24 protein-coding genes are annotated in these 24116 nt (G+C 45.1%); 2 read left to right on the top strand and 22 right to left on the bottom strand.

Annotated features, from left to right (window positions below; all coding sequences use genetic code 11):
- Nucleotides 1–412: 412 nt before the first annotated feature.
- From ACN0T0_RS04885 to ACN0T0_RS04850, 8 genes are all read right to left on the bottom strand, one after another.
- Nucleotides 413–2161 (bottom strand): polysaccharide biosynthesis protein, encoded by a 1749-nt coding sequence (locus ACN0T0_RS04885; RefSeq protein WP_417223857.1) that lies wholly within the window; start codon nt 2159–2161, stop codon nt 413–415.
- Between the two features lie 220 nt (nt 2162–2381).
- Nucleotides 2382–2930, bottom strand: a complete 549-nt coding sequence (locus tag ACN0T0_RS04880; protein ID WP_417223855.1) for a sugar transferase — start codon at nt 2928–2930, stop codon at nt 2382–2384.
- On the bottom strand, nt 2927–3877 hold the full coding sequence (locus ACN0T0_RS04875; protein WP_417223853.1) for a UDP-glucose 4-epimerase family protein: 951 nt from the start codon (nt 3875–3877) through the stop codon (nt 2927–2929). The genes ACN0T0_RS04880 and ACN0T0_RS04875 overlap by 4 nt, the downstream gene beginning before the upstream one ends.
- A complete protein-coding gene (locus tag ACN0T0_RS04870) occupies nt 3874–4782 on the bottom strand; it encodes a glycosyltransferase (RefSeq protein ID WP_417223851.1) in 909 nt (302 codons plus the stop codon). The genes ACN0T0_RS04875 and ACN0T0_RS04870 overlap by 4 nt, the downstream gene beginning before the upstream one ends.
- 40 nt (nt 4783–4822) lie before the next feature.
- On the bottom strand, nt 4823–5719 hold the full coding sequence (locus ACN0T0_RS04865) for a glycosyltransferase family 2 protein (protein ID WP_417223849.1): 897 nt from the start codon (nt 5717–5719) through the stop codon (nt 4823–4825).
- Between the two features lie 106 nt (nt 5720–5825).
- Nucleotides 5826–6938 (bottom strand): hypothetical protein, encoded by a 1113-nt coding sequence (locus ACN0T0_RS04860; RefSeq protein WP_417223847.1) that lies wholly within the window; start codon nt 6936–6938, stop codon nt 5826–5828.
- A gap of 312 nt (nt 6939–7250) precedes the next feature.
- On the bottom strand, nt 7251–7553 hold the full coding sequence (locus tag ACN0T0_RS04855; RefSeq protein ID WP_417223846.1) for a hypothetical protein: 303 nt from the start codon (nt 7551–7553) through the stop codon (nt 7251–7253).
- A gap of 896 nt (nt 7554–8449) precedes the next feature.
- Nucleotides 8450–8701, bottom strand: coding sequence for a hypothetical protein (locus ACN0T0_RS04850; protein WP_417223844.1), 252 nt, complete (start codon nt 8699–8701; stop codon nt 8450–8452).
- Nucleotides 8702–8972: 271 nt separating this feature from the next.
- Here ACN0T0_RS04850 and mnmC point away from each other — a divergent pair, with 271 nt between their 5' ends.
- Nucleotides 8973–10946: a bifunctional tRNA (5-methylaminomethyl-2-thiouridine)(34)-methyltransferase MnmD/FAD-dependent 5-carboxymethylaminomethyl-2-thiouridine(34) oxidoreductase MnmC gene (gene mnmC, locus ACN0T0_RS04845; protein ID WP_417223843.1), complete on the top strand. Its 1974-nt coding sequence runs from the start codon at nt 8973–8975 to the stop codon at nt 10944–10946.
- A 35-nt stretch (nt 10947–10981) separates the two neighbouring features.
- Complete coding sequence (locus ACN0T0_RS04840; RefSeq protein WP_417223841.1) at nt 10982–11647, top strand: HPP family protein; 666 nt, start codon at nt 10982–10984, stop codon at nt 11645–11647.
- Nucleotides 11648–11660: 13 nt separating this feature from the next.
- On the opposite strand, the gene ACN0T0_RS04835 is transcribed toward ACN0T0_RS04840, so the two are convergent.
- From ACN0T0_RS04835 to ccmA, 14 genes are all read right to left on the bottom strand, one after another.
- Complete coding sequence (locus tag ACN0T0_RS04835; RefSeq protein WP_417223840.1) at nt 11661–12320, bottom strand: DUF4126 domain-containing protein; 660 nt, start codon at nt 12318–12320, stop codon at nt 11661–11663.
- A 17-nt stretch (nt 12321–12337) separates the two neighbouring features.
- Nucleotides 12338–12550 (bottom strand): YheU family protein, encoded by a 213-nt coding sequence (locus ACN0T0_RS04830; RefSeq protein WP_417223838.1) that lies wholly within the window; start codon nt 12548–12550, stop codon nt 12338–12340.
- 2 nt (nt 12551–12552) lie between these two features.
- The gene (locus ACN0T0_RS04825) at nt 12553–13083 is read right to left on the bottom strand and encodes a hypothetical protein (protein ID WP_417223836.1); all 531 of its coding nucleotides are present in this window, start codon (nt 13081–13083) and stop codon (nt 12553–12555) included.
- Between the two features lie 69 nt (nt 13084–13152).
- Nucleotides 13153–15183 (bottom strand): NAD-dependent DNA ligase LigA, encoded by a 2031-nt coding sequence (gene ligA, locus ACN0T0_RS04820; RefSeq protein ID WP_417223835.1) that lies wholly within the window; start codon nt 15181–15183, stop codon nt 13153–13155.
- Nucleotides 15184–15202: 19 nt separating this feature from the next.
- Nucleotides 15203–17017 (bottom strand): cell division protein ZipA, encoded by a 1815-nt coding sequence (gene zipA, locus ACN0T0_RS04815; RefSeq protein ID WP_417223834.1) that lies wholly within the window; start codon nt 17015–17017, stop codon nt 15203–15205.
- Nucleotides 17018–17086: 69 nt separating this feature from the next.
- On the bottom strand, nt 17087–18340 hold the full coding sequence (gene ccmI / locus ACN0T0_RS04810; RefSeq protein WP_417223832.1) for a c-type cytochrome biogenesis protein CcmI: 1254 nt from the start codon (nt 18338–18340) through the stop codon (nt 17087–17089).
- Nucleotides 18337–18810: a cytochrome c-type biogenesis protein gene (locus tag ACN0T0_RS04805; protein WP_417223831.1), complete on the bottom strand. Its 474-nt coding sequence runs from the start codon at nt 18808–18810 to the stop codon at nt 18337–18339. Before ACN0T0_RS04805 ends, ccmI begins: the two co-directional genes overlap by 4 nt.
- The gene (locus ACN0T0_RS04800) at nt 18810–19340 is read right to left on the bottom strand and encodes a DsbE family thiol:disulfide interchange protein (RefSeq protein ID WP_417223829.1); all 531 of its coding nucleotides are present in this window, start codon (nt 19338–19340) and stop codon (nt 18810–18812) included. Before ACN0T0_RS04800 ends, ACN0T0_RS04805 begins: the two co-directional genes overlap by 1 nt.
- 24 nt (nt 19341–19364) lie before the next feature.
- Nucleotides 19365–21326 carry a heme lyase CcmF/NrfE family subunit gene (locus tag ACN0T0_RS04795; protein ID WP_417223827.1) on the bottom strand — a complete coding sequence of 654 codons (1962 nt, stop codon included), beginning with the start codon at nt 21324–21326 and terminating at the stop codon, nt 19365–19367.
- Nucleotides 21323–21790, bottom strand: a complete 468-nt coding sequence (gene ccmE / locus ACN0T0_RS04790; protein ID WP_417223825.1) for a cytochrome c maturation protein CcmE — start codon at nt 21788–21790, stop codon at nt 21323–21325. The genes ACN0T0_RS04795 and ccmE overlap by 4 nt, the downstream gene beginning before the upstream one ends.
- The gene (ccmD, locus tag ACN0T0_RS04785; RefSeq protein ID WP_417223824.1) at nt 21787–21966 is read right to left on the bottom strand and encodes a heme exporter protein CcmD; all 180 of its coding nucleotides are present in this window, start codon (nt 21964–21966) and stop codon (nt 21787–21789) included. Before ccmD ends, ccmE begins: the two co-directional genes overlap by 4 nt.
- Nucleotides 21967–21976: 10 nt before the next feature.
- The gene (locus tag ACN0T0_RS04780; RefSeq protein WP_417223822.1) at nt 21977–22729 is read right to left on the bottom strand and encodes a heme ABC transporter permease; all 753 of its coding nucleotides are present in this window, start codon (nt 22727–22729) and stop codon (nt 21977–21979) included.
- Between the two features lie 19 nt (nt 22730–22748).
- Complete coding sequence (gene ccmB / locus ACN0T0_RS04775) at nt 22749–23438, bottom strand: heme exporter protein CcmB (protein ID WP_417224018.1); 690 nt, start codon at nt 23436–23438, stop codon at nt 22749–22751.
- Between the two features lie 35 nt (nt 23439–23473).
- A complete protein-coding gene (gene ccmA, locus ACN0T0_RS04770; protein ID WP_417223821.1) occupies nt 23474–24112 on the bottom strand; it encodes a cytochrome c biogenesis heme-transporting ATPase CcmA in 639 nt (212 codons plus the stop codon).
- Nucleotides 24113–24116 lie beyond the last annotated feature (4 nt).

The following is a 24116-nucleotide window of genomic DNA, read 5'->3' as shown; positions in this document are numbered from 1 at the left end:
CGGTCGCAGGTTCAAGTCCTGCAAGGCCCACCACCTTCTACGAATACTCAATGGAAAGAGCTCGACTCAACTCTCTAATAGAGATGTATCGGTCGCAGGCTCAAGCCCTGCAAGGCCCACCACCTCCCATAAATATTCAATAGAAAAAGCTCGACTCAACTCTCTAATAGAGATGTATCGGTCGCAGGTACAAGTTCTGTAAAGCCGCCTTATTCCTATTATTAAATTAAAAAGCCTAACTCATACTGCACGCACAATAACCTGTAGCGAGCGAAGCGTTGTCGCGATTTCTACCCCAGTAAACAAAGGCTTTAGTCATATAAAGTTAAACTTTTCATCGGATAACAACAAACTGCAAACCCGGTATTTAAGTACTGCAACATATAAATGGCGGATTAGGCTTAACAGCATTCTATGAGTTTAAGACCGAACTATCTGATGCTATAGAGGAATGCATAGGGTCGACTATTGCGTGTTGCGGATCATAACCACTGACAGCTTCCAGCAGAAGCTGACGGACTTTGAAGTAATCGTAATGATCTAGAGAGTCCATCATGTTGACGAGTATTGGCTTAAGCTCGGACCATTCAAGCATCGCTTCTTCCGCCCGCATAATCATGGGATGCTCGGTTGCTTGCACATCATCCCCGATTAATAACTCTTCATAGAGTTTCTCGCCGTCACGCAGCCCAGTATAAATAATTTCAATATCACCATCCGGATTGTGCATATCTTTCACAGATAAACCCGCCAGATTAATCATCTGCTTAGCGAGATTTTTTATCTTGACTGGCTTACCCATATCTAAGACAAACACATCACCGGAAGCGCCCATTGAGCCCGCCTGTATCACCAAAGAGGAGGCTTCAGGTATCGTCATAAAATAACGGGTAATCTCCGGGTGAGTCACCGTTACCGGCCCACCCTCACTAATCTGCTGGCGAAACAGCGGAATCACCGAGCCTGAAGACCCTAAGACATTACCGAATCGCACCATCGCAAAACGCACGCCACAACCTTGCTCTCGTTTGCTCAACGCCTGCAAGACCAGCTCAGCAAAACGCTTACTGGCCCCCATCACATTCGTTGGCCGCACCGCTTTATCGGTAGAAATCAACACAAAGTTATCAACACCACAAGAAATCGCCGACTCTGCAGCGTTCCAGGTACCTATCAGATTGTTACGTACACCGGCCACCACGTTAGCCTCGACTAACGGCACATGCTTATAAGCGGCGGCATGATAAATAGTGTTAACAGCGTATTGGCGAATCACCCGTTTGAGGTAAGCCAAGTCAAGCACCGAACCTAACACCGGTACCAGTTTAATCGATTTCTCGCCATCCAGATTAGACAAAAACTTCTGCAACTCTTGCTCGATACAATAAAGCGCAAACTCTGATTGCTCATAGAGAATTAAAGTAGAGGGTCGCTGATTAATAATCTGACGACAAAGTTCTGAACCAATAGACCCGCCAGCCCCTGTTACCATAACACTCCGGCCTAGAATACAGGCATCGAGTAACGCCTTATCGGGTTGCACTTCTTCACGTCCTAGGAGATCGGCTATATCAACCTCACGAACATCACTCATGCTCACCTTGCCACCAGCAATATCAGACAAAGCCGGCAGGGTTAGCACCCTCAGTTGAAAAACACTTAACGAATCAACAATCGCTTTCCGGCGAAAACGGGACACCGAAGGAATCGCTAACAAAACCGAATCAATATCATAGCGCTCAATAAGCCCAGCAATATCGGTCGGACCATAAACCCTTAAATCATTAATATCCATGCCATTAAGGGTTGGATCATCATCAATAAAAGCGATCGCTGAAAACTCACCCGACTCACCCAAGGCTGTCGCCAGCTGCCTACCCGCAGAACCAGCGCCATAAATCAGTACACGATCCGCATGTTGCTGCGCTTTACTATCGCCACCCGGAAATTGGTGAAGAATAACCCAGCGGGCAAACATTCGACTACCGCCAATCACTAATACTGCGACCAAACAGAAGATTAAAATAACCGATCGAGGGGTATTATATTCCAGCGCCATCATATAAACGCCAACAGCCCAAACCAGCACCGATAACGACACAGCCTTAATAACCGTCCACTGGGCACGATAACCAATGTAACGAATGATGGCCCGATACATACCCATCTTAATGAAAATGGGAATCGCAATAACTGGCGCTAGAAGGTACGCAGGCCAGTGCACGAAATTAACAGCGGTCCAGTCGCCATAACGCAGCGCATAACTGAACCAGCAGCAAATAGGTAAAACTAATAAATCAAATAAAACAAAAACGGCTTTTTTTTGCTTTCGCGTAGAATTGAGTAATAGTTGCAACACAATTAATCCCTAAATTGTGAAATCATCGGACGCGATCACCCGAGCCTTGCCCTAACAACGTCAGCAAGAGATAACGAAAATAATCCTTCAATGATAACGTCTTAATCATACGAGCATCCCATTCAGCCAAGCGCTCAGGGGTCGACATATCAATTTCATTAACTTGAGCAAGCCCAGTTACACCGGGCCGAACATTATAGATACCCAACTTATCCCGTGCTTCTGTTAACACATCCTGATTAAACAATCCGGGCCTAGGCCCTACCAAACTCATATCTCCGACCAGCACATTCCACAGTTGAGGTAATTCATCAAGTTTGGTACGTCGTAAAAAATGACCAAAGCGGGTAATAGAGGCTCTGTCCGCAAGATGCGTTGCAACTGAGGCTGTATTCGTTTGCATAGTCCTAAACTTGAAAAGAGTAAAAGGCTGTTTATAGCGCCCGACACGCTGCTGGCAAAAAATTGGTGAGCCTGTATCAAAGAAACCAACCAACATTAACCCCAACAGTAATGGAAGTCCAAAAGTTAACCCTATCAACGCAAAAACAATATCAAAAAAACGAATCACTTATCACGCCCCGTATCAAAACACCGCCGAAGCCCCTCTTCCACTGAAATTGGAGGACTCCATCCAAGCATATCACGGGTTTTACTGATATCTACCTGCAAAGAATCTAACAAGCGATCCGCAATGTCTTTTTTTCCTAATAGCCTAGCAGCAAAACGCAACCAACTCTCTGGCACAGGAAAAAGCCGACTAGGCTTACCCATGGCGACAGCTATTCCTCGCAAAAGCTCAGATGTCGACAGATCTTCACCGTCACCAGCCAAAAACACCTCATTAGCGGCTGCGGGGTGATCAATACAAGTAATAATCAAATCAACCAAATTATCAAGCGCCACGAATGAACGTTTATTATTGATAGCACCAAGCGGCAGCGGGATACCTTTTTCTACTAACTGGATCATCCTCAAAAAATTAGCCTTAACACCGGGGCCATACACTAAGGGTGGACGAATGATGACCACCTCCATATTAGTGTCTGCCCCTAACTGCATCAAACCTAATTCAGCAAGCCATTTTGACCTAGCATAGGGCCCTATAGGGTTAAACTGATCATTGGCCTTAAAAGGCTTGTCGACAGCAGTAGACTCACCTAGCACCTTTACGGTACTGATAAAAATAAATCGTTTAACACCGGCGGATGCCGCTTGACGAGCCAAGTTAAGTGTACCCTTGGCATTCACATCACTGTAATGCTCAATCGAATTAGCATTATTCTCGTTGATCACATGCGCAATAGCCGCGGTATGTATAACAGCATCAACATTCTGAACCGCTGCTTGCCAATCAGTATTCGCATCCATATTACCGACATTAACCACCGAGCCACCAAAAGAAACTGACGCTGTACTACCCCGTGAAGAAATGACAACATCACAACCCAAAGCTGACAAACGAAATACCAAATTTGAGCCAAGAAAGCCAGTAGCACCGGTGACTAAAAGCTTCATGTCTTCCTTACTCCAAGAATAAGAGTTATCAATAACACCATAACAACATATAAGCGTTCAACAGGTTTTCGACGAAGTTCATTACTTTGCAACAACAAACAGAAAACATCTCTTCGGGAAAATAGATTATATTTTGTAAATTCGGCATTTGAAGGCAAAATATCTATCAGTTGATTGACTTGAGTAACACCATCAAAAAAAACATATTTAGCGCGCTTAAAGAAAGAGGAAAATGTTGTATTGACGCCCACCTGATTATTTTCATGCTGCCTGTAATCCAGACAAGGCACAGAATCGATGAGCCACGAATATCCTTGAGATCGAGCAAAAGCATACAGTAGCCAATCATGTAAAATCACATTGTTAGTCGCAGGGGTTTTACGTAAGAAATTTTGAAAATCAACTGCAAGCTTTTGATTCATAACATATGTACAGCCAGGCCCAGCGGCTTCAAAAAAGTAATCAAGTTTTCGCTGAGGTTGTGCTTTATCAATTAATCGACGTCGACCGTCAGCCCAGAAAGCGACAACATTACTTGAATAGGCGTCGACATTATTTGACTTTATACTTTGGATTGCTCTAGAGAGTTTATCTGGATACCAGATATCATCCTGATCAGACAAAGCAATATAATCAAATTCCTTAAAATCTACATCTCTAAATAGCCTAAAAAAATTCTTTCCAGCTCCACCAAACTTTTCGCCATAGGGCAGAACCACGACATTATTTCTTTCATTTTCTAGCTGACGACACCATTGATAAGTTTCATCCTGCGACAAGTCAACACTGATAAATATCATAGCTTTAACATCAACTTGAGTAGCAACTGACTCAACCTGTTCTTTAATGTAGTCAAGACCATTATAGGCAGCTAATAAAATCGCACACTTTATGGACTTAGACATAATAAATCTTGCCTTTTACAAATTCAATAGTATTTAAATATCAACCTTCATATTTACCCATTTTTCTTAAAAAACCATGAAAAAGACCTTTAGTCATCATTTTAAAATTATTAAATCTCTCACCAACCAACAAGGAGTGTACAAAATAAATACCCAATATTCTAAAAAAATCCATGAATTTCCAACGAAAAGGAACCCACGACTGAAATAGAAGCCAAACTCCGTTTCTAATTATATAATAATTTCGAATAGGACTACGAACACACACTGTACGGCCAAAAACATTAACAAACTCATCTCCTAGGTCATGATGCATAACAGCGGAACCAACACCATAAAACGAATACCCCTTATTAAGCGCACGTAGACACCACTCTGTATCTACATAATCAATAAAAAGACTTTCATCCATCATCCCAACAACCCTAAATACATCCATACTTATTAAGCTTCCTGAAGTGATCAAAAAATCAACATTAACTATTTCATCTATCGTACATTCTACCCTTTTTAAACACACACCATCCAAAACAACAAATGGTGATAGACTGGTACCTTTAACATCAATATACTTTGGCCCAACTGCTCCAACCTTTACACCTTCTTTATTTTTTATTTCTATTGTAGAAAGCAATATTGAAATCATATTTTTTGAAGGTAAGCTATCATGATCAAAAAAAACAACATGACTTGCATTAACTTTTTTAGCTTCCAGAATCCCTTTATTTAGCGCAACCGAAACACCTACATTAGTATTATTTTCTAAAACTAAACTATCACCAGACAACACATTACGGATAGCATTTATAGTAGAGTCATCAGACCCATTGTCTACAACAAAAATACGATCAACCTGCGGCTCTGTAGATTTTATTAAACCCACCACCTCCTTTACATCAGGGTTAAACGTAATAATAATTGCAATCACCTTATACATAACGATTCCCTTAATGCACGCACAAAAAAAACAAGAATAAGCAACTAAAAATCATTAAAAAAATTCACAGAAACATAACACTAAACACCAAAAATAATTTTATAAATCAAGACAAATCATCTAAAAACTTCTGCATTTGGGACTCCCAATTAAACTTAATTTCTGCAAAATTTCGTATACAACCCTTATTAAACCTTAAGTTTTTCAACCATACTTGTATAGCATCAACATCTACATTTGACTCTTCAGCAGACACATCATAAACAAAATCCACATTATCGAACGACACATCCATATGACTTTTTATAAATGGAATATCTCTGAAACAATATTCTTTTGACTTCAATGAATCATTATAACTACTTCCACATCTATGGCGTCCAAGTGAATCGACACCAACCACATCTCCTATAAATAACAAATTCAACTCACTTCCATCAAGCCTCCCATGAAAAATAATTTTTTCTTGCATATTAAGAGAGCATACTAGCCTTTTAAGTATAGAAAGAGTAGGTTCAGTATCACCTACAATATGAAATTTAATATCTCCTCTTCCTCCATTTTTATAATAATCATATAAACCATTAATAAGTCGATCGTAACCGTGCCAATAAGCTAAGTTCGCTACTCCTATGAAATTAAAATCATCCCATTCTCTTGAACCAGGTAATGACTCTTCAATTTCATCAGCATCGCAACAATTATGTAATTGAATTGCCGGAATATTCCATATTTCATCAATACTTTCACCCATAAAAACGATAGTATCTACATATTTATACAAAAAGGGTCTTATCAATTTATGAGCAGCAACAGAAACTTTAGTTTTAATTTCAGAAGCTTCAATATCATAAGGAAAATGAGGAATTTCTAGTATTATTTTTTTTGACTTTTTACGAACAATCTTCAGAAAATAAAGCATCCACAATGAATAAAGCCCACCATGAGGATTTCTAATATAAACAAGATCATATTCAAACAACCTATCTTTTAATATCTTCGCCAAACATTTAAAATAAGAATATTTCAAAGGAGTGTCAAATGTTATTTTTTCCTCTGAACCACATAAAGCTAAACTACCACCCGATTTTTCTTTACAAGAAAAATCAACAGAATATCCCAAACCCACCAATGCTTTTTTTTGTGATATTATTTTCTTTGCTATACCATCCCCTTTCTTCAACATCATATTACTTGTAACATATAATGCTTTTTTCATAAACCACTCCAAAAACAATAAAAAAATCACACTTCAATATTATAAAAACATAAAGAATCGCAACAACTAAAAATTCATATCAACGACCTCTAAAAAATCATAAACCAATTAAACTTCTGATAGCTAACCCGATCCCATCTACATATTTACAGCCACTTTTAAACCATAAATAAACTACCAAGACCAACCTACAAATAATATTTCATCACAATTCGCTCACCTATTATATTATTTAATGATTTTTTTTATTTTAATACTAAAATTCGAGAATAATATTCTTCAGGGGCCTTATTTACAGTTTCAACCAAGCTTTCATAAAAAAGAAAGCAGCTCTTGTTCAAAACGCAATAAAACTACGTCATCTTTATTAAATGCGACTTTAGCTCTATAAAAATCTGCTATTTTAGTAACACAGGCGGTACTATTCACTATACGACACATTCGATTCATGCCTTCTATAATATTAGAATAAGTAACATCGATAAATTTCACATCTAGGGCCGCAGCTAACTCTACAACCCAATTATCATATGCTTTTAACCCGACTTTATAGGCAAAAAATATCCAAAAGTTGGCGACATACAGCACAGCAAAAACCCGTACAAAACTATCCATATTAAAACCAGCCGCTTTAATCTTCTAAATTTTAGTAAACTCAACTTCAGTTAACTTAGAATTAGTTAATAATGCATCATTCATTAATGCCAACGCTCCCGGTTTATCTTTACTAACAGTAAGCATATGTTCAATTTTATTTGGAAACCAAACATCATCTTGATCACTAAGAAAAAACATCTCCTGTAGTTATCACCAAAGCCGCATTGAAATTACCACAACAACCTAATCTTTTTTCATTCCGAGAAAACACAACATCAAAAGGAGCCTTTTTCATTCCGAGAAAACACAACATCAAAAGGAGCCTTTTTCATGAATCCACAAATAACAATATCAGTACCATCATCAGAAAAATCATCAGCAATAATCAACTCATCTGGTTAACAGCTTTGATTGAGAAAGCTATTAAGCTGTGCCTCAAAATATTTACTGCCATTACATTTAATCATTACTATAATAGAAACTTCCACCTTAATTATTCTCAACTAAAATCATTATAAATTCATCTTTATGCAACTCAGTAAAATTAACATTTATTGCCTATTTAAATGGTGATTTTTAAAAACTAGTTTTACCTAAAATATATTCAAGACCTTTCTCGCTAAAAATAAATTGTAACAAGTAAACGACAGATGACATTAGAAACAATCAACCAATAAAAATTCGAGCCACAATTAATAGCCACACATAGTGGTGTTAACAGTAGCACCAGTTCACCTATTACTGAAATGACATTCAATTCTAAAAACCTTGAACACCCTTGTAACAAACCATTTAAAACGCCAGAAACCATTGTAATAGGCAAAGCTAGCATAAGCCAAGGAATAGAACTTATTATTTCCGTCTTAAATTCTAATTCTGATGAAAAATAAAAATCATTACAAAAAATCAAAAATTTAAATACAACAAAAGCACCTATTGAACCAATTATAATCAACGCTACCCAAAACAATTATACGTTGCACTACCGCTCGACCTAAACCTAAATAAAACAAGCTAAAATACCCTAACATAAGCCAAGCAACGGCCAAAACCCCATAACGAGACTCACCAACCACATCAATATATACCGGAATAGTAATCAACGCTAAAACAACAGAAATAATCGTACTAACCAAATTATATGCTGTATACTTCTTTACACTCATAGCTACCTTTGCCTAAGCACCTCATACACAAACCTACAATAAAAAATCGCTACCTAAGCTTCTTAACTAACAAAAATTAATTATACTCACACCAATAATACAAAACATACTTTAAACTTTTTATATATTTACAAAACACCCATACTAAATTAGTACCATAGCATTTAAAACTTTTATATTTTAAGTAGTATAAATCTAGATTTACTTATGAGATACAATAGCGTCACCAAAATCATTATAATCCCTAGAAAAATCACCAATAATGACCAACATGCCTAAATTCTCTTCAACTAAGCTACATTGGCTAGCCGACACACCCACATCCGCCCTCTTCGACGACATCTACTTCTCTATCGATGACGGTCTGGCGGAAACCAAACATGTATTCCTCGATAATAATCAACTCACCGAGCGGTTTGCAACGACGGTATCCTTTACCATTGCCGAAACGGGCTTCGGTACGGGGCTTAACTTTCTCGCTGCTTGGAAGCTGTTTAACGAACAATCCGCGGCTGACGCCAAGCTACATTTCATCAGTGTTGAGAAATATCCCATCACTAAGAGTGATCTGGTAAAAGCCCTCGCCCTATGGCCAGAGCTTAGCATGTTCTCTGAGCAACTGATTGTCCAGTATCCATCGCCTTCGCCGGGATTTCATCAACTTTTTTTTGATGACGGTCGCATTACGCTGACTTTGATGTTGGGTGATGCGGTTGATTGTTATCGTCAGCTCGACGCTCAAGTAGATGCCTGGTTCCTCGATGGTTTTACGCCTGCTAAAAATCCAGAGATGTGGTGCCCTGAACTGTTTCAGCAGGTCGGTCGTCTCAGTAAACCGGAGACTACCTTTTCCACCTTTACTTGTGCAGGCGTAGTTAAGCGCGGTATGCGAGATGTGGGATTTACGGTAAAAAAAGTAACGGGCTTTGGTCGTAAACGGGAGATGTTCGTGGGCACCTTTACCGCAGATAAACCCGATTCACTTCCGCCGGAAAGCCCTGCATGGGCGCGATTGCCACTAAAACACAGCGGTGAGAAAACCGCTATCGTGATCGGTGCGGGTATCGCGGGCTGCTCAACGGCCCATTCATTAGCTAAGCGTGGCTGGAAAGTGACCCTTGTGGATAAGAATTCACAGATTGCCGCTGAAGGCTCAGGCAATCATCAAGGTGCTCTGTATGCAAAGCTGCCGATTGAGCCAATCCCAACCAGCCGTATCCATCTATCAGGCTTTCTTTATAGCAGTCATTTTCTGACGCAGAACCTAGCTAATCGCAGCGATATCTGGTCACCCTGCGGTTTATTACAGCTAGCCGCTCATGAGAAAGAACAGGCCAAGCATCAGAAACTGGCTGAGTCCGGTAACTACCCTAACTCCGTGGTTCGCTATGTCGAGCAGCGGGAAGCGTCTGATATTGCGGGCACCGCTGTGAGTAACAGTGGTTTGTTTTTTCCTGAAGCCGGCTGGGTGACGCCACCACTGCTGTGTCAGTGGTTATGCGAACACCCAAACATCACGGTCATGACTAACACCCAGATCGATCGACTTGTACGGGATGATCATCAATGGCATTGCTATACCCAACATGGACAAGCACTATCAGCAGCGGTGACCGTTATCGCCTCCGCTGCCGACAGTGTCTCTTTCGAGCAAACTAACCATCTGCCGGTGCAGAATATCCGTGGGCAGGTATCTATCACCAATGAACACTCGGGTTTGCCCGCTCTCAAGACCGTCCTATGTAGCGAAGGCTATATTTCACCCCCTCAAGAGGGCCGCTATTGCTTTGGTGCAACCTTCGATCTTAAAGATGCAGCAATGGATATCCGCGAATCGGGCCACCAGCATAATCTTGAAAAAATCTCGAACATGGCTCCCCACCTCGGCACAGCACTGACGCAATATCATAGCCAAAATACCTTAAACGGCCGTGTCGGTTTCCGTTGTGCCTCACCCGACAAACTGCCGATCGTTGGCCCAGCTCCCGTCTATAGTGCTTTCATAGAGGATTATGCTCGGCTACGGCACGATGCAAAAAACCTAATTGATACAGCACCTCAACACCATCAGGGACTCTTTGTTAACCTTGCTCATGGATCTAAAGGGCTTATTAGTTGTCCTATTAGTGGAGAGCTTATCGCTGCGATGCTTGAAAACGAACCGTTACCGCTGGAAAAAGAGCTAATCGATAAACTCAATCCGGCAAGGTTCATCATCAAGAATTTGATCAGACGGGCGATATAGTACTTATCATTCAGTTATGGCAGTAGTGAATCGTTATGGCATTGGTTATTTACGATCAGGGTTATCGTATCAAGACACCGGTTAAATCATTATTTATGCCTGGCGGCGTAGAGCAGACGGGTGCGTCAGCAAATACAGCACCCGCCGGCGGTGAACGAGACCATGAAAAAGAGATGGTCGACCAAGCCCAGCATCATGAAACCAGCCCCAGCATCCAGGGAAATGCTCGCAAAGCGGCCTCTGCTTATAGCCAAACCGGCGGCGATGACGCTAACTTAGTCAAGCCGCGCTCCTATATTCCGGCTTCACTGGTCATGTCATACCCGATACAGACCGTACTGGAAGGCAGTAAAATTCAATCAACCTTATACAAAATGAAACAGTATTCCATCAGCCATCTACTGGTGCTCTCCGGTACGGGTCGATTGATGGGAATCGTCACCGAAAAGCTACTGTTACAATATCTTAGCTATCAAGGGGCTCAACCACATAGTATCGAAGACACCATTGATCGCTGCTATTCAAAACAAGTCATCACTGCGACACCGGACACGAATATCCGACAATTAGCTGTCAGCTGTGTCGAACATCAGCTTAGCTGTATTCCAGTTGTCGATGAAAACGGTAACCTGAAAGGGATCATCACCCGCACGGATTTATTACAATCGCTCATCAATAACGAGTGGTTAGATAGCCGTTAAACACGCGGCTATATTAAGGTTTACGGTGGGGTAGCACGCTTTCTTCGCTGAGATTGATGGTATCCTTTTGCCCGCCAAATAAGCCTGCCAAAAAAGCAAAGACCTTTTGTACCCCACGCCAGATTTTCGGCAACAACCAGATAACTAATGCAATAAACAGCACCAAGCCAACAAGAAACGCAATCGGATAGTTCAGTGCCGCCCATAAGCCACCAAAGACGGCTAAGTCTTCAGTAATAGAGGCCGTCCAGTTAGTAACCGGTTCGGGAGAGGTATTGATCATCACCCGTCCACCCGCTTTAAGAGCGTGACTGGTCGCCGACAATGAGCCACCGACTAAGGCGGCGGCGACAATCACCGCTTCATTCATATCGCCCATCGCACCAGCAGCCAACGCGGCTCCTGCAGGGATACGAATAAAGGTATGTAGGGCATCCCACCCCGTATCAACACCGGGGATCTTATCAGCAAAAAATTCAACACAGTACATAAAGCCAGCAGCCATCAGCACCATAGGATCAGCAATAATTTCCAATCCACTAGGCAACTGAAAATGCCCCATGTTCGCCGCTAAGCCAAGCATTAAAATGGTGGCGTAAAGGTTGATACCACTCGCCCAGCCGACACCCATGGTTAACGCAATTAAGGCAGTAATCTGTTCTAACTGATCCATCATAATACCCCGTTCAACTATAAACGTTCACGAGCCACTATATTGCACAGGCCTGTACTCTGACTGAACAAAACGACGGCTTCACCGTTTCTCAGTTTAGCCCGAACCTGCTCTATGCGCGTATCAAGTGAAGTTTCGCTAAAACCATAATCAGTACCATCACGGGTGACAAACTCTTTAATCAGGCTAGTTAGCGTATCGGGTTGCAGTTGTTCCCACGGAATAATCATCGTTACCAAGGCCAACGAAAAAAGCTATCGGCACGTTCACGGATACGCGGACATGACTTAAGATCTTCCCGGTATTGTGTAGCCCGTTGCTCAACAGCATCCGCCTGTTCAAGTAATAGCTGATCAGGATGATACTCCAAGCGTCGCAAGCCACCATGGCCGATTCTTGAGGCGATATAAAGCTCACCTGCTTGGTTCATCGTCAGATCATTACGCTGGCTGGCCATCTGCGCATGCCAACCGAGAAAATCTAGCGCAGTGGTGATATCGGCCACCGATGCATCCCAGTTTTCACTCGCCAAACGATACTCTTCCCAGTCGGTATAAGAGGGTTTGATATATTCGCTCGCCTGCGTACCCACTGGCATATTTAGCTCGGCCAAGGCAATGTGCAACGGTAGACCCCAGTGGTTTTCAGTGGCGACGGCGGCATCGAGCCAATCGTTATTCTGATATAATCCACGACAAAAGAGATTATCCGGTTTTACAAATCGCTCAGGCACCACCTGAGCAATATCACTACAGCCTTGCAAAAGCAAAATACTCAGTAAACATACGGGTACTGATCTGTAAAACCTCAACCTATGCATCTGTCGTCCCTCTTAGTCGTTGTATTCCGCCAGTAACGCCATTAACTGCGTTTCGTCCATAACGGGCACATTCAGCTCTTCTGCTTTCTGTAACTTGGAACCCGCGCCTGGGCCAGCCACCACACAATCGGTTTTTTTCGATACGCTACCGGCCACTTTTGCCCCCAGTGCCAATAACTGTTTTTTAGCTTCAGTACGAGGCATCTGCTCCAGCGTGCCAGTGAGCACCCATGTTTGCCCGGCTAAGGGTTGCGCATTCTGATCCACCTCAACATCCTGCCAGTGAACCCCTGCAGCCCGTAGCGCTTCAATGACTTTACGGTTATGTACTTGATGAAAAAAGCTCACAATATATTGCGCCATCACCGGCCCAATATCCGGTGTTGCTTGTAGTTCTTCTTCGCTGGCCGCCATCACCGCTTCAAGGGAACCAAACTGCATCGCCAAGGTTCGCGCAGTCGCTTCACCGACCTCACGAATACCCAACGCATAGATAAAATGAGCCAGTTCCGTCGCCTTACTGTTATCAATGCTCTGTAATAGCTTAGTGGCTGACTTATCGCCCATCCGCTCCATACTGGCGAGTTGTAAGTGACCCAAGCGATAGAGGTCTGCGGGGCTATGCACCAACTCTTTTTCGACTAAACCATCGATCAGCTTTTCACCCAGCCCATCAATGTCCATCGCCTTACGGGACACATAATGCTTTAACGCTTCTTTACGCTGCGCGGCGCAGCTCAGACCTCCCGAACAACGTGCCACCGCCTCACTCTCTACCCGAATAATTTCAGAATCGCACACTGGACAACGCTCTGGCAACTGCACTGCCAACGTTGTAGCCGGGCGGCGCTCTAAGACCACCGAAACAACCTGCGGAATCACGTCTCCAGCGCGGCGAATAATGACACTATCCCCCGCTCTCACACCCAGTCGCTCCACCTCATCCATATTGTGCAGCGTAGCATTACTCACGGTTACGCCACCAACAAAGACCGGTTCCAAACGGGCCACCGGTGTAATCGCCCCGGTCCGGCCCACCTGAAATTCAATCGCATTCACAATCGTGATCTCTTCCTGTGCCGGAAACTTATGCGCTATGGCCCAGCGAGGCGCCCTTGAGACGAACCCTAAGCGCTGCTGTAGCGCGATATCATTAACCTTGAATACAATCCCATCTATTTCATAAGCAAGCTGATTACGCCGCTCTGAGAGCGACTCATAATACGCCAAACAGCCTTCTGCACCTTGCACCACCGCCATTTCGGCATTGATTTTCAGGCCCCAGGTCGCCAATTTCCGTAGAATCGCCTCATGGCTGCTTGGAAGTTCGCCACCACTGACTACGCCCACCGAGTAACAACACATTTCCAGTGATCGTTGTGCGGTAATTTTAGGGTCGAGCTGACGCAGGCTACCCGCCGCCGCATTACGCGGATTAACAAAAGGCTTGTCCCCTCGTTGCAGCGCTTCTTCATTGAGTCGAGCAAAACTCTTGCGCGGCATATAAATCTCACCGCGCACTTCGAGTCGCTCAGGGTAGCCAGTGCCCATCAATCGTAATGGAATTGATTCAACGGTCCTAACATTGAGCGTGATATCTTCCCCGGTACTGCCATCCCCTCGAGTAGCGCCACGAACTAACCGCCCATTTTCATACAGCAGACTAACCGCAATACCATCAAGCTTTGGCTCACAAGCAAACACCAACGGAGTGTCTTCATCCAGCTTGAGACGATCGCGTAGTCGTTTTTCAAAGCTATGCATATCCTCCGCTGAAAAGGCGTTATCCAGCGATAACATTGGCATCTCATGCCGTACCTGAGTAAAGGCAGTCAGCGGTTCCGCACCCACCCGTTGTGTGGGTGAGTCTGAAGTAATCAGTTCAGGATGTTCATCTTCCAGTTTTTTCAGTTGTTGAAACAGCCGATCATATTCAGCATCAGGCACTTGAGGATCATCAAGCACATAATATTGGTAATTGTAATGGCGTAATTGGTCGCGCAGTTGCTCAAGCAACGGCGTCATAGAGGTATCGGGTTTCATCGGCTTTTATCTGGGACTATCAGGCGGTTGTCGTTTTTTTCAGCTTACGCATTTCAAATTTGCGAATACGTTCACGATAATGTTCTTTGGTCTGATCGCGCATGGTCGAACGGTTTTCATCCAGCAGTACGCCGTGCAAGTTCTTGGCAACCGCCGAAGCTGTCGCCAACATACACTCATAGGCATTCATCACATCGCGAGGTTCTTCCATCGACATAAAGAAAGTGACACCTCGGGTTTCGATGCTATCCATAGTATCGATATCAAAATAGCCCGGCTCAAGTGCGTTAGTCATACTGAACTGAATCGCGCCTTTATCGAGCCCATCTTCGTAACGATGGAAAATTTTCATATCACCATAGCGCATGCCACAAGCCAACAAGATTTGCAGCAGATTGCGACCTGAGAAACTACTTTCACCTTCAGAAGCAACCACCGAAATAACCAACACCTTGTCGGCTTCAGGGATCTTTTGCAGTGATTGGCCTTTAATACCTATCGCTGGATCAGCCTTATTATCTAGCTCAACCGTTTCTTTGGCTTTAGCCGCTGGCGGCTGAGATATTGGTTTTGCTGGAGGCGCTGGCGCAGCATCAGGTTGCTCATCCGTAAACAATCCTGTCAGTTCAGTTTGCTCTTCATCATCAATGGCCGAGAAATGCTCTGATGGTCGCTGCGTTTCAGCTACAAAATCGCGGGGCGCCGCATTAGCTATCGATTTATCAACCATTGCAACCGGGTCAACCCGCCGCTGATATATCTCTGGGTGTTCTGGCAGATCCATCATGGTTTGCTGCAGTTGATTATTATCTTCCCGCTTCGGCCGCATCAGCTCACTCACCGGACGGGTATAATCAAATTCATGTTCATCGTCATCCGCTGCAGCTTCATCCCTAGCATTCAGTTGGAAACCAGCGGGTAAAGAATCTATCAGATTGTCCTCTTCAACGGCATACGCTGAAGTTTTATGCCCTTTATCGGCATTAAGTTCAGGATCATTATCGAGGGCAAACATATCGTCAATGTCGGGCTGATCATCGGTTTCAATCGATTGAGCGACAACCTCTGGCTTAACAATATGCTGCACCATCGGAATATCTTCGACATCGTCAACTTCAGTATAAGGAATAGCGTTATCAACAAACTCCGCAGTACTTGTAGTCCCAACCGTGGTTTGCTCAGGCATTTTATCAGCATTAGCTGGTACTTCAGCAGAGACTACACGTACCGCTGAAACACCTTCATCCATTTCATCAAATGAGGGACCATCATGATGTGGAGGAAAGCTATCGGCTGATGCAAACAGTGGATCTTGTTCCGGCACAAAAGCAGACGCAGGCTCTACCGGCTTGGTCACTAATGGCTGAGTTGGTGACATTACAGGCTTGGCAGCCGTATTTGGCTTAGGGACATTATCACTTGATGAACGATTATTGGCCGCTGCAGACTGCTTAACAGGCGACTTTACCGGCGCCTTAGTAGCGACAACCGTTGCATCCATCTTGCTTGAATCAGGCTTAGCTTTTCTGACCGGTGAGAGATTAAGATCATTAAACCCAGGCTCTGCTGCTGGCTGGGGGTCATTACTAAATACCGGCTCTTGACGGGCGCTCGGAGGCTCGCCATAGCCGTTAACCACACGCGCACCGCCACCGGGTAGTTCGGGATTGAAAGATGACTCTTCAGGCAAATCGGGAAGGTCCGATAATGATTTATCGATCTTCATCTTTAGTCGATTACTGCTGCCGCGCATCCGGCGCCAACCATCCAACACAATCAGGAGAACAACTATCACGCCACCGATAATCAGCCATTCGCGTAATCCTAATTCCATTGCCTGATATTACCCTTCATCTAATTTATATGCCGAACGCAGAGATACTCCTGCGCCAGATTTAGTCAATCATTCCACAATGTGATCGATCGACAGCTCTAATATATCAACTTGTCCATGAACAGCAACAGAAGAAATAATCCCACTGAGATCTCCCGGCTGAGGTGTCGGCTGTCCAGAGGCCGATATCCGTGCTACTAGTTCAACGGTTTCAGCCCCGGAAAGCTTAGCTTGGGGACTCATAGAAGTAGTATCGTCTAACACCACCGTCAACGGCAGATCTGCCACTGTCAAACGCTTCGCCGCCAACGGCATCCTTCCACCTACTGGGCGAGCAAAAATAAACACGGTCATGTCCGGTGTTACCCGGCTTCGCAGCTCAGGATCTAGGCTTACAGCTAATTGTAGCTTAACCTCAGCCAATTCGGGCATATCAGGAACGGTTTCGCCTGCAGCAACGAGCTTATCGCGCGCCGAACGAATCCCGGATTTCAGTGAGTCGGCTTGATCACCCGCTGCATTACGCAGCCCTTTACGCCAAAACGCCATCGCCCCTCGATAGTCGCCAGCTTCATAAGCCGCAATACCAAGCAGCCCTAAAGCCGTAACATCAAAAGGATCAAGCGCTAAGGTTTTCTCTACTTCAGCATTAATCTGGTCATTCAATTGGCCATTATTAGCAAAAAACAGTGCCTGCGCATACTGACCATTAACACCGGCATATTGCGGCGCGTCTTCCGGCAAGTATTTTAGCGCGTTGCTATAACCATCTGCCGCTGCAGCATAATTCTGCATACTCATAAAGGTGTTTGCCAGTAAATACCAACCTTCAGGATTTTCTGGTGACTGCTCAAGACGATTCTGTAACGCAGTAATGGCTTCTTCAACAGTCGGGGTTTTACCATTAAAAGGATCAACCGGTCCATTCATCGCCACCGCTAGATCACCGGAACGTCCATGCTCGCTATAAATAGCTAAACCCATCGCGGGTACCAACACCGCCAATAAAAAGGCCGTGATAACCGCCCGTTGCGTCACTAACAACGGTTTACTCGAGGAGGCAACCGTATCATCCACATCTTGTAACAGGTTACGCTCTAATTCTAATTTCAGAGGCGCGTAGTTCTCCTCATCGAGATTACCCGCAGCGCGCTCACTTTTAAGCTCGGCGAGGCGCTCCTCATAAATTGAGATATTCAGTGCCCGGCGATCAACATCCACCTGGCTCTGTGTTTCGGATCGACGTCCTTGATAAACCGGAAATAAAACAAATGCCACTGCCAGCAGTGAAAGCAGTGCAATACCTAACCATAACGCCGTCATTTATTCTGTTCCTGTTTCAATATCTCATCGAGCTTTTGTTTTTCCGTATCACTCAGATTAGCCTTAGGCTTGCCCGGCTCAGCTTTTTTTCGTTTACCGCTGACCAACAAAACCACCACGAGGCCGATCACCAGCAAACCTGCGGGACCATACCAGAGTAAATACGTTTGTTCGGTCATCCGTGGACGATACAGTACAAACTCGCCGTACCGACCGACCATAAAATCAATCACCTGCTGATCGTCAGCCCCCTCTTCCAACATGCGGTGTAATTCGTTACGCAGATCTTCAGCAATCGGCGAATTAGAATCGGCAATATTCTGATTCTGACACTTAGGGCAACGCAGCTCTGCCGCTAACGATTGAAATCGTTCACGAGTGACGTCATCTTTAAACTCATAGGTATCGATGGCCGCATTCACTAACGAACTAAAGCTAAGTAACACGACCAACAAAGCATGCCGGATCATCAGTTAACCTCCAGCAATTGCATACGCTCACGCAAGTCATTCCAGACCCGCTCATCAATAGCGCCGATATGTTTGTAACGGATAACCCCTTGAGCATCCAATAAGAACGTTTCCGGCGCACCATAAACCCCTAGATTCAGCCCAAGCTTGCCTTCTGGGTCATAGATATTCAGAGCATAGGGATTTCTATAATTATCCAGCCAGACCTTCGCTTTCTCACGATCATCCTTATAATTAACCCCGTAGATTGTAATCCCTTCATTTTGAACCATACGGTTTAACTGAGCATGCTCTGCCTTACACGTAGGACACCAAGTTGCCCAAACATTCAGCAGTGCAGGGCGTCCCTTCAGGTCGGCAGCGGTAATGGTCTGTTGCTCATCCAGCAGATCAGACAAACTAAACTCAGGCACCGCTTTACCAATGAGTGGTGAAGGTATGCTTTCGGTATTTTTACCAATACCATTCCAAAGAAACAGCCCAAGAGCCACAAATAGCACTAGGGGAAAAATAACAATTAATCGACGCATCGTTATACCTATTGAAACACTTAATCAAGCTGCGGCTCGGGCAGCTTCGCGCCGAGCCTGTTTACGGTATCGAGGATCTGTCGCTGCCAGTAAACCACCAGCGGTCATCAGCAAGCCACCCAACCAGAGCCAGCGAACAAAGGGCTTGTACTGCACACGTACAGCCCAAGCACCATTCCCTAGAGATTCGCCCAGCGCCACATAAAGGTCGCGGAACAAACCTGGATCGATATCCGCTTCGGTCATCACATTGCCTCGGGCAGGATAGAAACGTTTCTCCGGCTTCAGCTCGCCATAAAAATCGCCTTTATAAAGCACCCGGATAACCCCCATATCGGCGGTATAGTTAGGCCCCTGCTTCTTCTGCGCGCCTAAAAACTCAAACTGATATTCACTGAAATTCAGTACATCACCGGGCGCCATCCGCAGGTCACGCTCTTCGTTATAAACACTGACCATCAGCGCGCCAACAACCGTTACGGCAATACCTGTATGAGCTAATATCATACCGATATAGCTGCGAGACATACCGGTTAACGCTTTTTTCAGATGACTGCGGCCGGCTATTTTGCGCCAAAAATCCTTGATGCTGGTAAAGACCACCCAGAAGACTAAGGTCATTACACCGGCGACCGTCAGATTAAAGGTCTCAGCATAGAAGTATTGAAATAACAGTCCGGCGATTAAGCTCAGTACCGCGGGTAACCACAGCTGTTGCAACAGATATGTCAGTGAGGTCTCGCGCCAGCGAGCGGCAACGCCAACCCCCATCGCGCCAAGGATCAGCAACATCAAAGGTATAAACAGCGAATTAAAATACGGCGGTCCAACCGAAATTTTTCCCCACCCCATCGCATCTACGATCAACGGATAGATCGTGCCCAACAGCACCATCATGGCGGATACAACAAGTAAAATATTATTCAGCAACAACAGTGTTTCCCGAGATAATAATGAAAAGCTAGACTCGCTCTTCACATTACCCGCTTTAACGGCATAGAGAATCAGGGAACCACCGATGGTAATCACCAATAGTGCCAGAATAAAGTAACCGCGATCAGGATCAGAGGCGAAAGCATGCACCGAGGTCAACACACCAGAACGCACGAGGAAAGTACCCAGCAGGCTCAGCGAGAAGGCAAAGATAGCCAACAGCACTGTCCAACTTTTAAACACCCCACGCTTTTCCGTTACCGCAAGTGAGTGCACCAGTGCGGTACCCACTAACCAAGGCATGAATGAGGCATTTTCGACAGGGTCCCAGAACCACCAGCCGCCCCAGCCAAGCTCGTAATAAGCCCACCAGCTGCCCAAACCGATACCTAGGGTCAGGAAAGCCCAGGCGATGCTAGTCCAAGGCCGAGACCAACGGGCCCATGCCGAATCGAGACGACCTGTCAGCAGCGCTGCGATAGCAAAAGCAAAGGCTACCGAAAAGCCCACATAACCCATATAGAGCATTGGTGGATGAATAATCAGACCGATATCTTGCAGCAATGGGTTTAGATCGCCACCTTCAAGTGGAAACGTTGGCAAATGACGATCAAACGGACTCGAGGTCATCAGGGTAAAGAGGGTAAAGCCAACCGCTACGATCCCCATCACCGCTAACACGCGGGCAACAATCTCTATCGGCATGTTTTTACTTTTAAATGCTACCGCGACCGTCCAGCCACTGAGAATAAACACCCACAGTAGCAAAGAGCCTTCATGCCCTCCCCAAACCGCACTGACCTTAAAATACCAAGGTAATAAGGTGTTTGAGTTGGTCGCCACATACACCACGGAAAAATCATCGACGACAAACGAATAGCCTAAACAAACAATACTAATCGCCAAAAAGAAAAACATCCCCACCGACAAAGGCCGAGCATAATTCATCATCAGGGTATTGCCAATTGAAGCGCCCACCATCGGCACAACCGCCAGCAGAGCAGACATACAGAGCGCCAGAATAAGCGCATATTGTCCTAATTCAGGAATCATAGTGGCTGGGCTCCCTTAGCGCGCATCTGTTCCGGCATCTTACCGGCCTTCTCTAACGCTTCAGCCACTTCAGGTGGCATATAGTTTTCATCATGTTTGGCCAACACTTCAACCGCTTCAAACACGCCGTCACTATTCATCTCACCCTGTGCCACAATACCCTGCCCCTCACGGAAAAGATCCGGCAAAATACCGGTAAACGTAACAGTGACCTTATTGGCATAATCAGTCATATCAAAGGTCACTAACAAACTCTGGGTATCCCGTTTAACACTACCTTCAACCACCATACCGCCAGCCCGGATACGAGTACCTTCAGGTGCTTTATGTTCAACAATATCCGTAGGGGAATAAAACAGATTGATATTCTGATTCAGGGCATACATCACCAGCCCAACCGCCGTCGCGGCCCCGAATACAATAAAAAGTACGATGATCAAACGTTGCTTACGTTTAGGGTTCATGAGTTTTGTTTCTCCCTGCGCAGCCGACGGGCCTGCTCAGTAAAAATCTGACGCTTTTGCATCAACGGATTGACTATATTGATCACTATCACCACCAAGGCGATCGCATAACTCAGCCAGACATAGAGGCCGTGACCACCCATGTCGATAAATTCGGCAAACGATTCGAAACTCAAACTAATATCCTCAACCAGTGATCAGGGCGCGCACCCAGCTACTACGACGCTCACGCTGAATAATTTCATTGCGCAGCCGCAACATCATGGCGACTGCAAAAAAACAATAGAAACCGATCACCATAACCAACAATGGCACCCACATCTCTGCAGGCATCGCCGGGCGTTCGGTCAATTTAAAGGTTGCTGGCTGGTGCAGCGTATTCCACCAGTCAACGGAGTATTTGATAATGGGAATATTCACCAGCCCCACCAGCGCTAACACGGCTGTCGATTGCGCCGCAGTCCGTTCACTTTCGATGGCTGAGTTGAGAGCGATAATGCCTAGGTAGAGGAAAAACAGAATCAGCATCGAGGTCAAACGTGCATCCCAGACCCACCAAGAGCCCCAGGTCGGTTTACCCCAGATGGCACCGGTAGCCAATGACAAAATAGCGATAGAGGCACCGATCGGAGCACAGCATTTAGCGACCATATCGGCCACTTTCATCTTCCAGATCAGGCCAATCGCGCCAGCTACTGCCATCAACATATAACAGGACTGCGCCAAAATAGAGGACGGTACATGGATATAGATGATGCGAAAGCTATTGCCTTGCTGATAGTCAGCAGGAGCAAAGGCTAACGCCCAAGCAACACCAACCACGAGCGATAGGATAGCCGCTATCGTAAATATCGGTAGTAATTTACCGGTAATGTCATAACACCATCGGGGAGAAGCCAGTTGATAAAACCAACGTGGCATCCACTTCTTTTCAGCCATATTTCAACCTTTCGGGGATTTACCCACTCACACTAATTCTTAATGCTGCACCGATTGCCAACGGAGCCATCACCAACCCCAGAGACAACATGGCCCCAAGAATCGCCAGATACCCGCCTAAGGGTAATCCCGTCACTGCCCCCTGTACCGCCGCACTGCCAAAAATCAGCACCGGAATATACAGTGGCAGAACCAACAGTGAGATTAACACCCCACCCTTGCGCAAACCAACGGTCAGTGCGGCACCAATCGCGCCCACTAAACTTAAGGTAGGCGTGCCAAGCAATAGGCTCAGCACCAGTCCCCACATACCATCACCGGGTAAAAATAACATTACCCCCAGCAATGGAGCCAAAATAGTTAACGGCAAACCGGTCAACATCCAGTGAGCCAACACTTTTGCCAGCACCACCAAATAGAGTGGCTGCGGACTCAATAAAATTTGCTCTAAGGTGCCATCTTCAAAATCAGAGCGAAACAAACTATCCATCGACAACAAGGTTGCTAACAACGCTGCTACCCATACCACTCCCGGCGCCACATCAGCCAAAAAGGTTGGGTCAGGGCTAACGCCCAATGGGAACAGTGTTGCCACCATTAAAAAGAAAATCAGCGGATTAACCAGATCACTTTTACGTCGATAAGAAAGCAATAGTTCACGTTTCAATGCACCCCAAAACGGACCATCGACCCGGTATTCATTGAGCATCCCATCTTCCGCCGGTCGATTAGGCATAGTATCGCTCATAAAGTTCCCGCTAATTGATCTAGATTAAGCCGACGGATCTTATCACCCATAGCCAACTCGTGGTGGGTCGTCAAAATAACCGTCCCTCCCTGCTCGGCATGAGCCACCATCAGGGCTTCTTGTTCTGCCACACCACGTTTATCAATTGCCGTAAAAGGCTCATCCAGAATCCAGAGAGGCGCCCCACTCAAATAAAGCCGCGCCAAGCTAACACGGCGGTTCTGACCGGCAGAAAGCGTATGACAAGGTACATCCTCATAGCCGGTCAACCCCACTTTCATTAGCGCATAATCAAGCTTTTCTAACGCCATATCCGGGTGTAATGACGCATACCATTGAAGATTTTCTCGCGGCGTCAACACCGCTTTAACGCCGGGCTGATGACCAAAATAGAGTAACGACTCCCGGTAATCAGAAGCGCAGTTATCGAGATGTTCACCTTGCCAGTAGATATCACCTTCAAAATGACGCGACAAACCACTGAGAATCCGCAGCAAGGTGGTTTTACCACTGCCATTCTGGCCTTCTATCTGAATCACTTCACCGGCGTGCACATCAAAGCAAAGCGCTTCGAATAGCACTCGCTCATCACGCTCACAGAACAGATTCTCGATTTTCAGTCTTGGTGTGGACAACAGA

Source organism: Amphritea sp. (genome assembly GCF_048266285.1).
In the GTDB taxonomy this organism is placed as follows: domain Bacteria; phylum Pseudomonadota; class Gammaproteobacteria; order Pseudomonadales; family Balneatricaceae; genus Amphritea.
The sequence above is the reverse complement of the archived record's forward strand: the minus strand, read 5'-3'. Positions and strand labels throughout refer to the sequence as shown.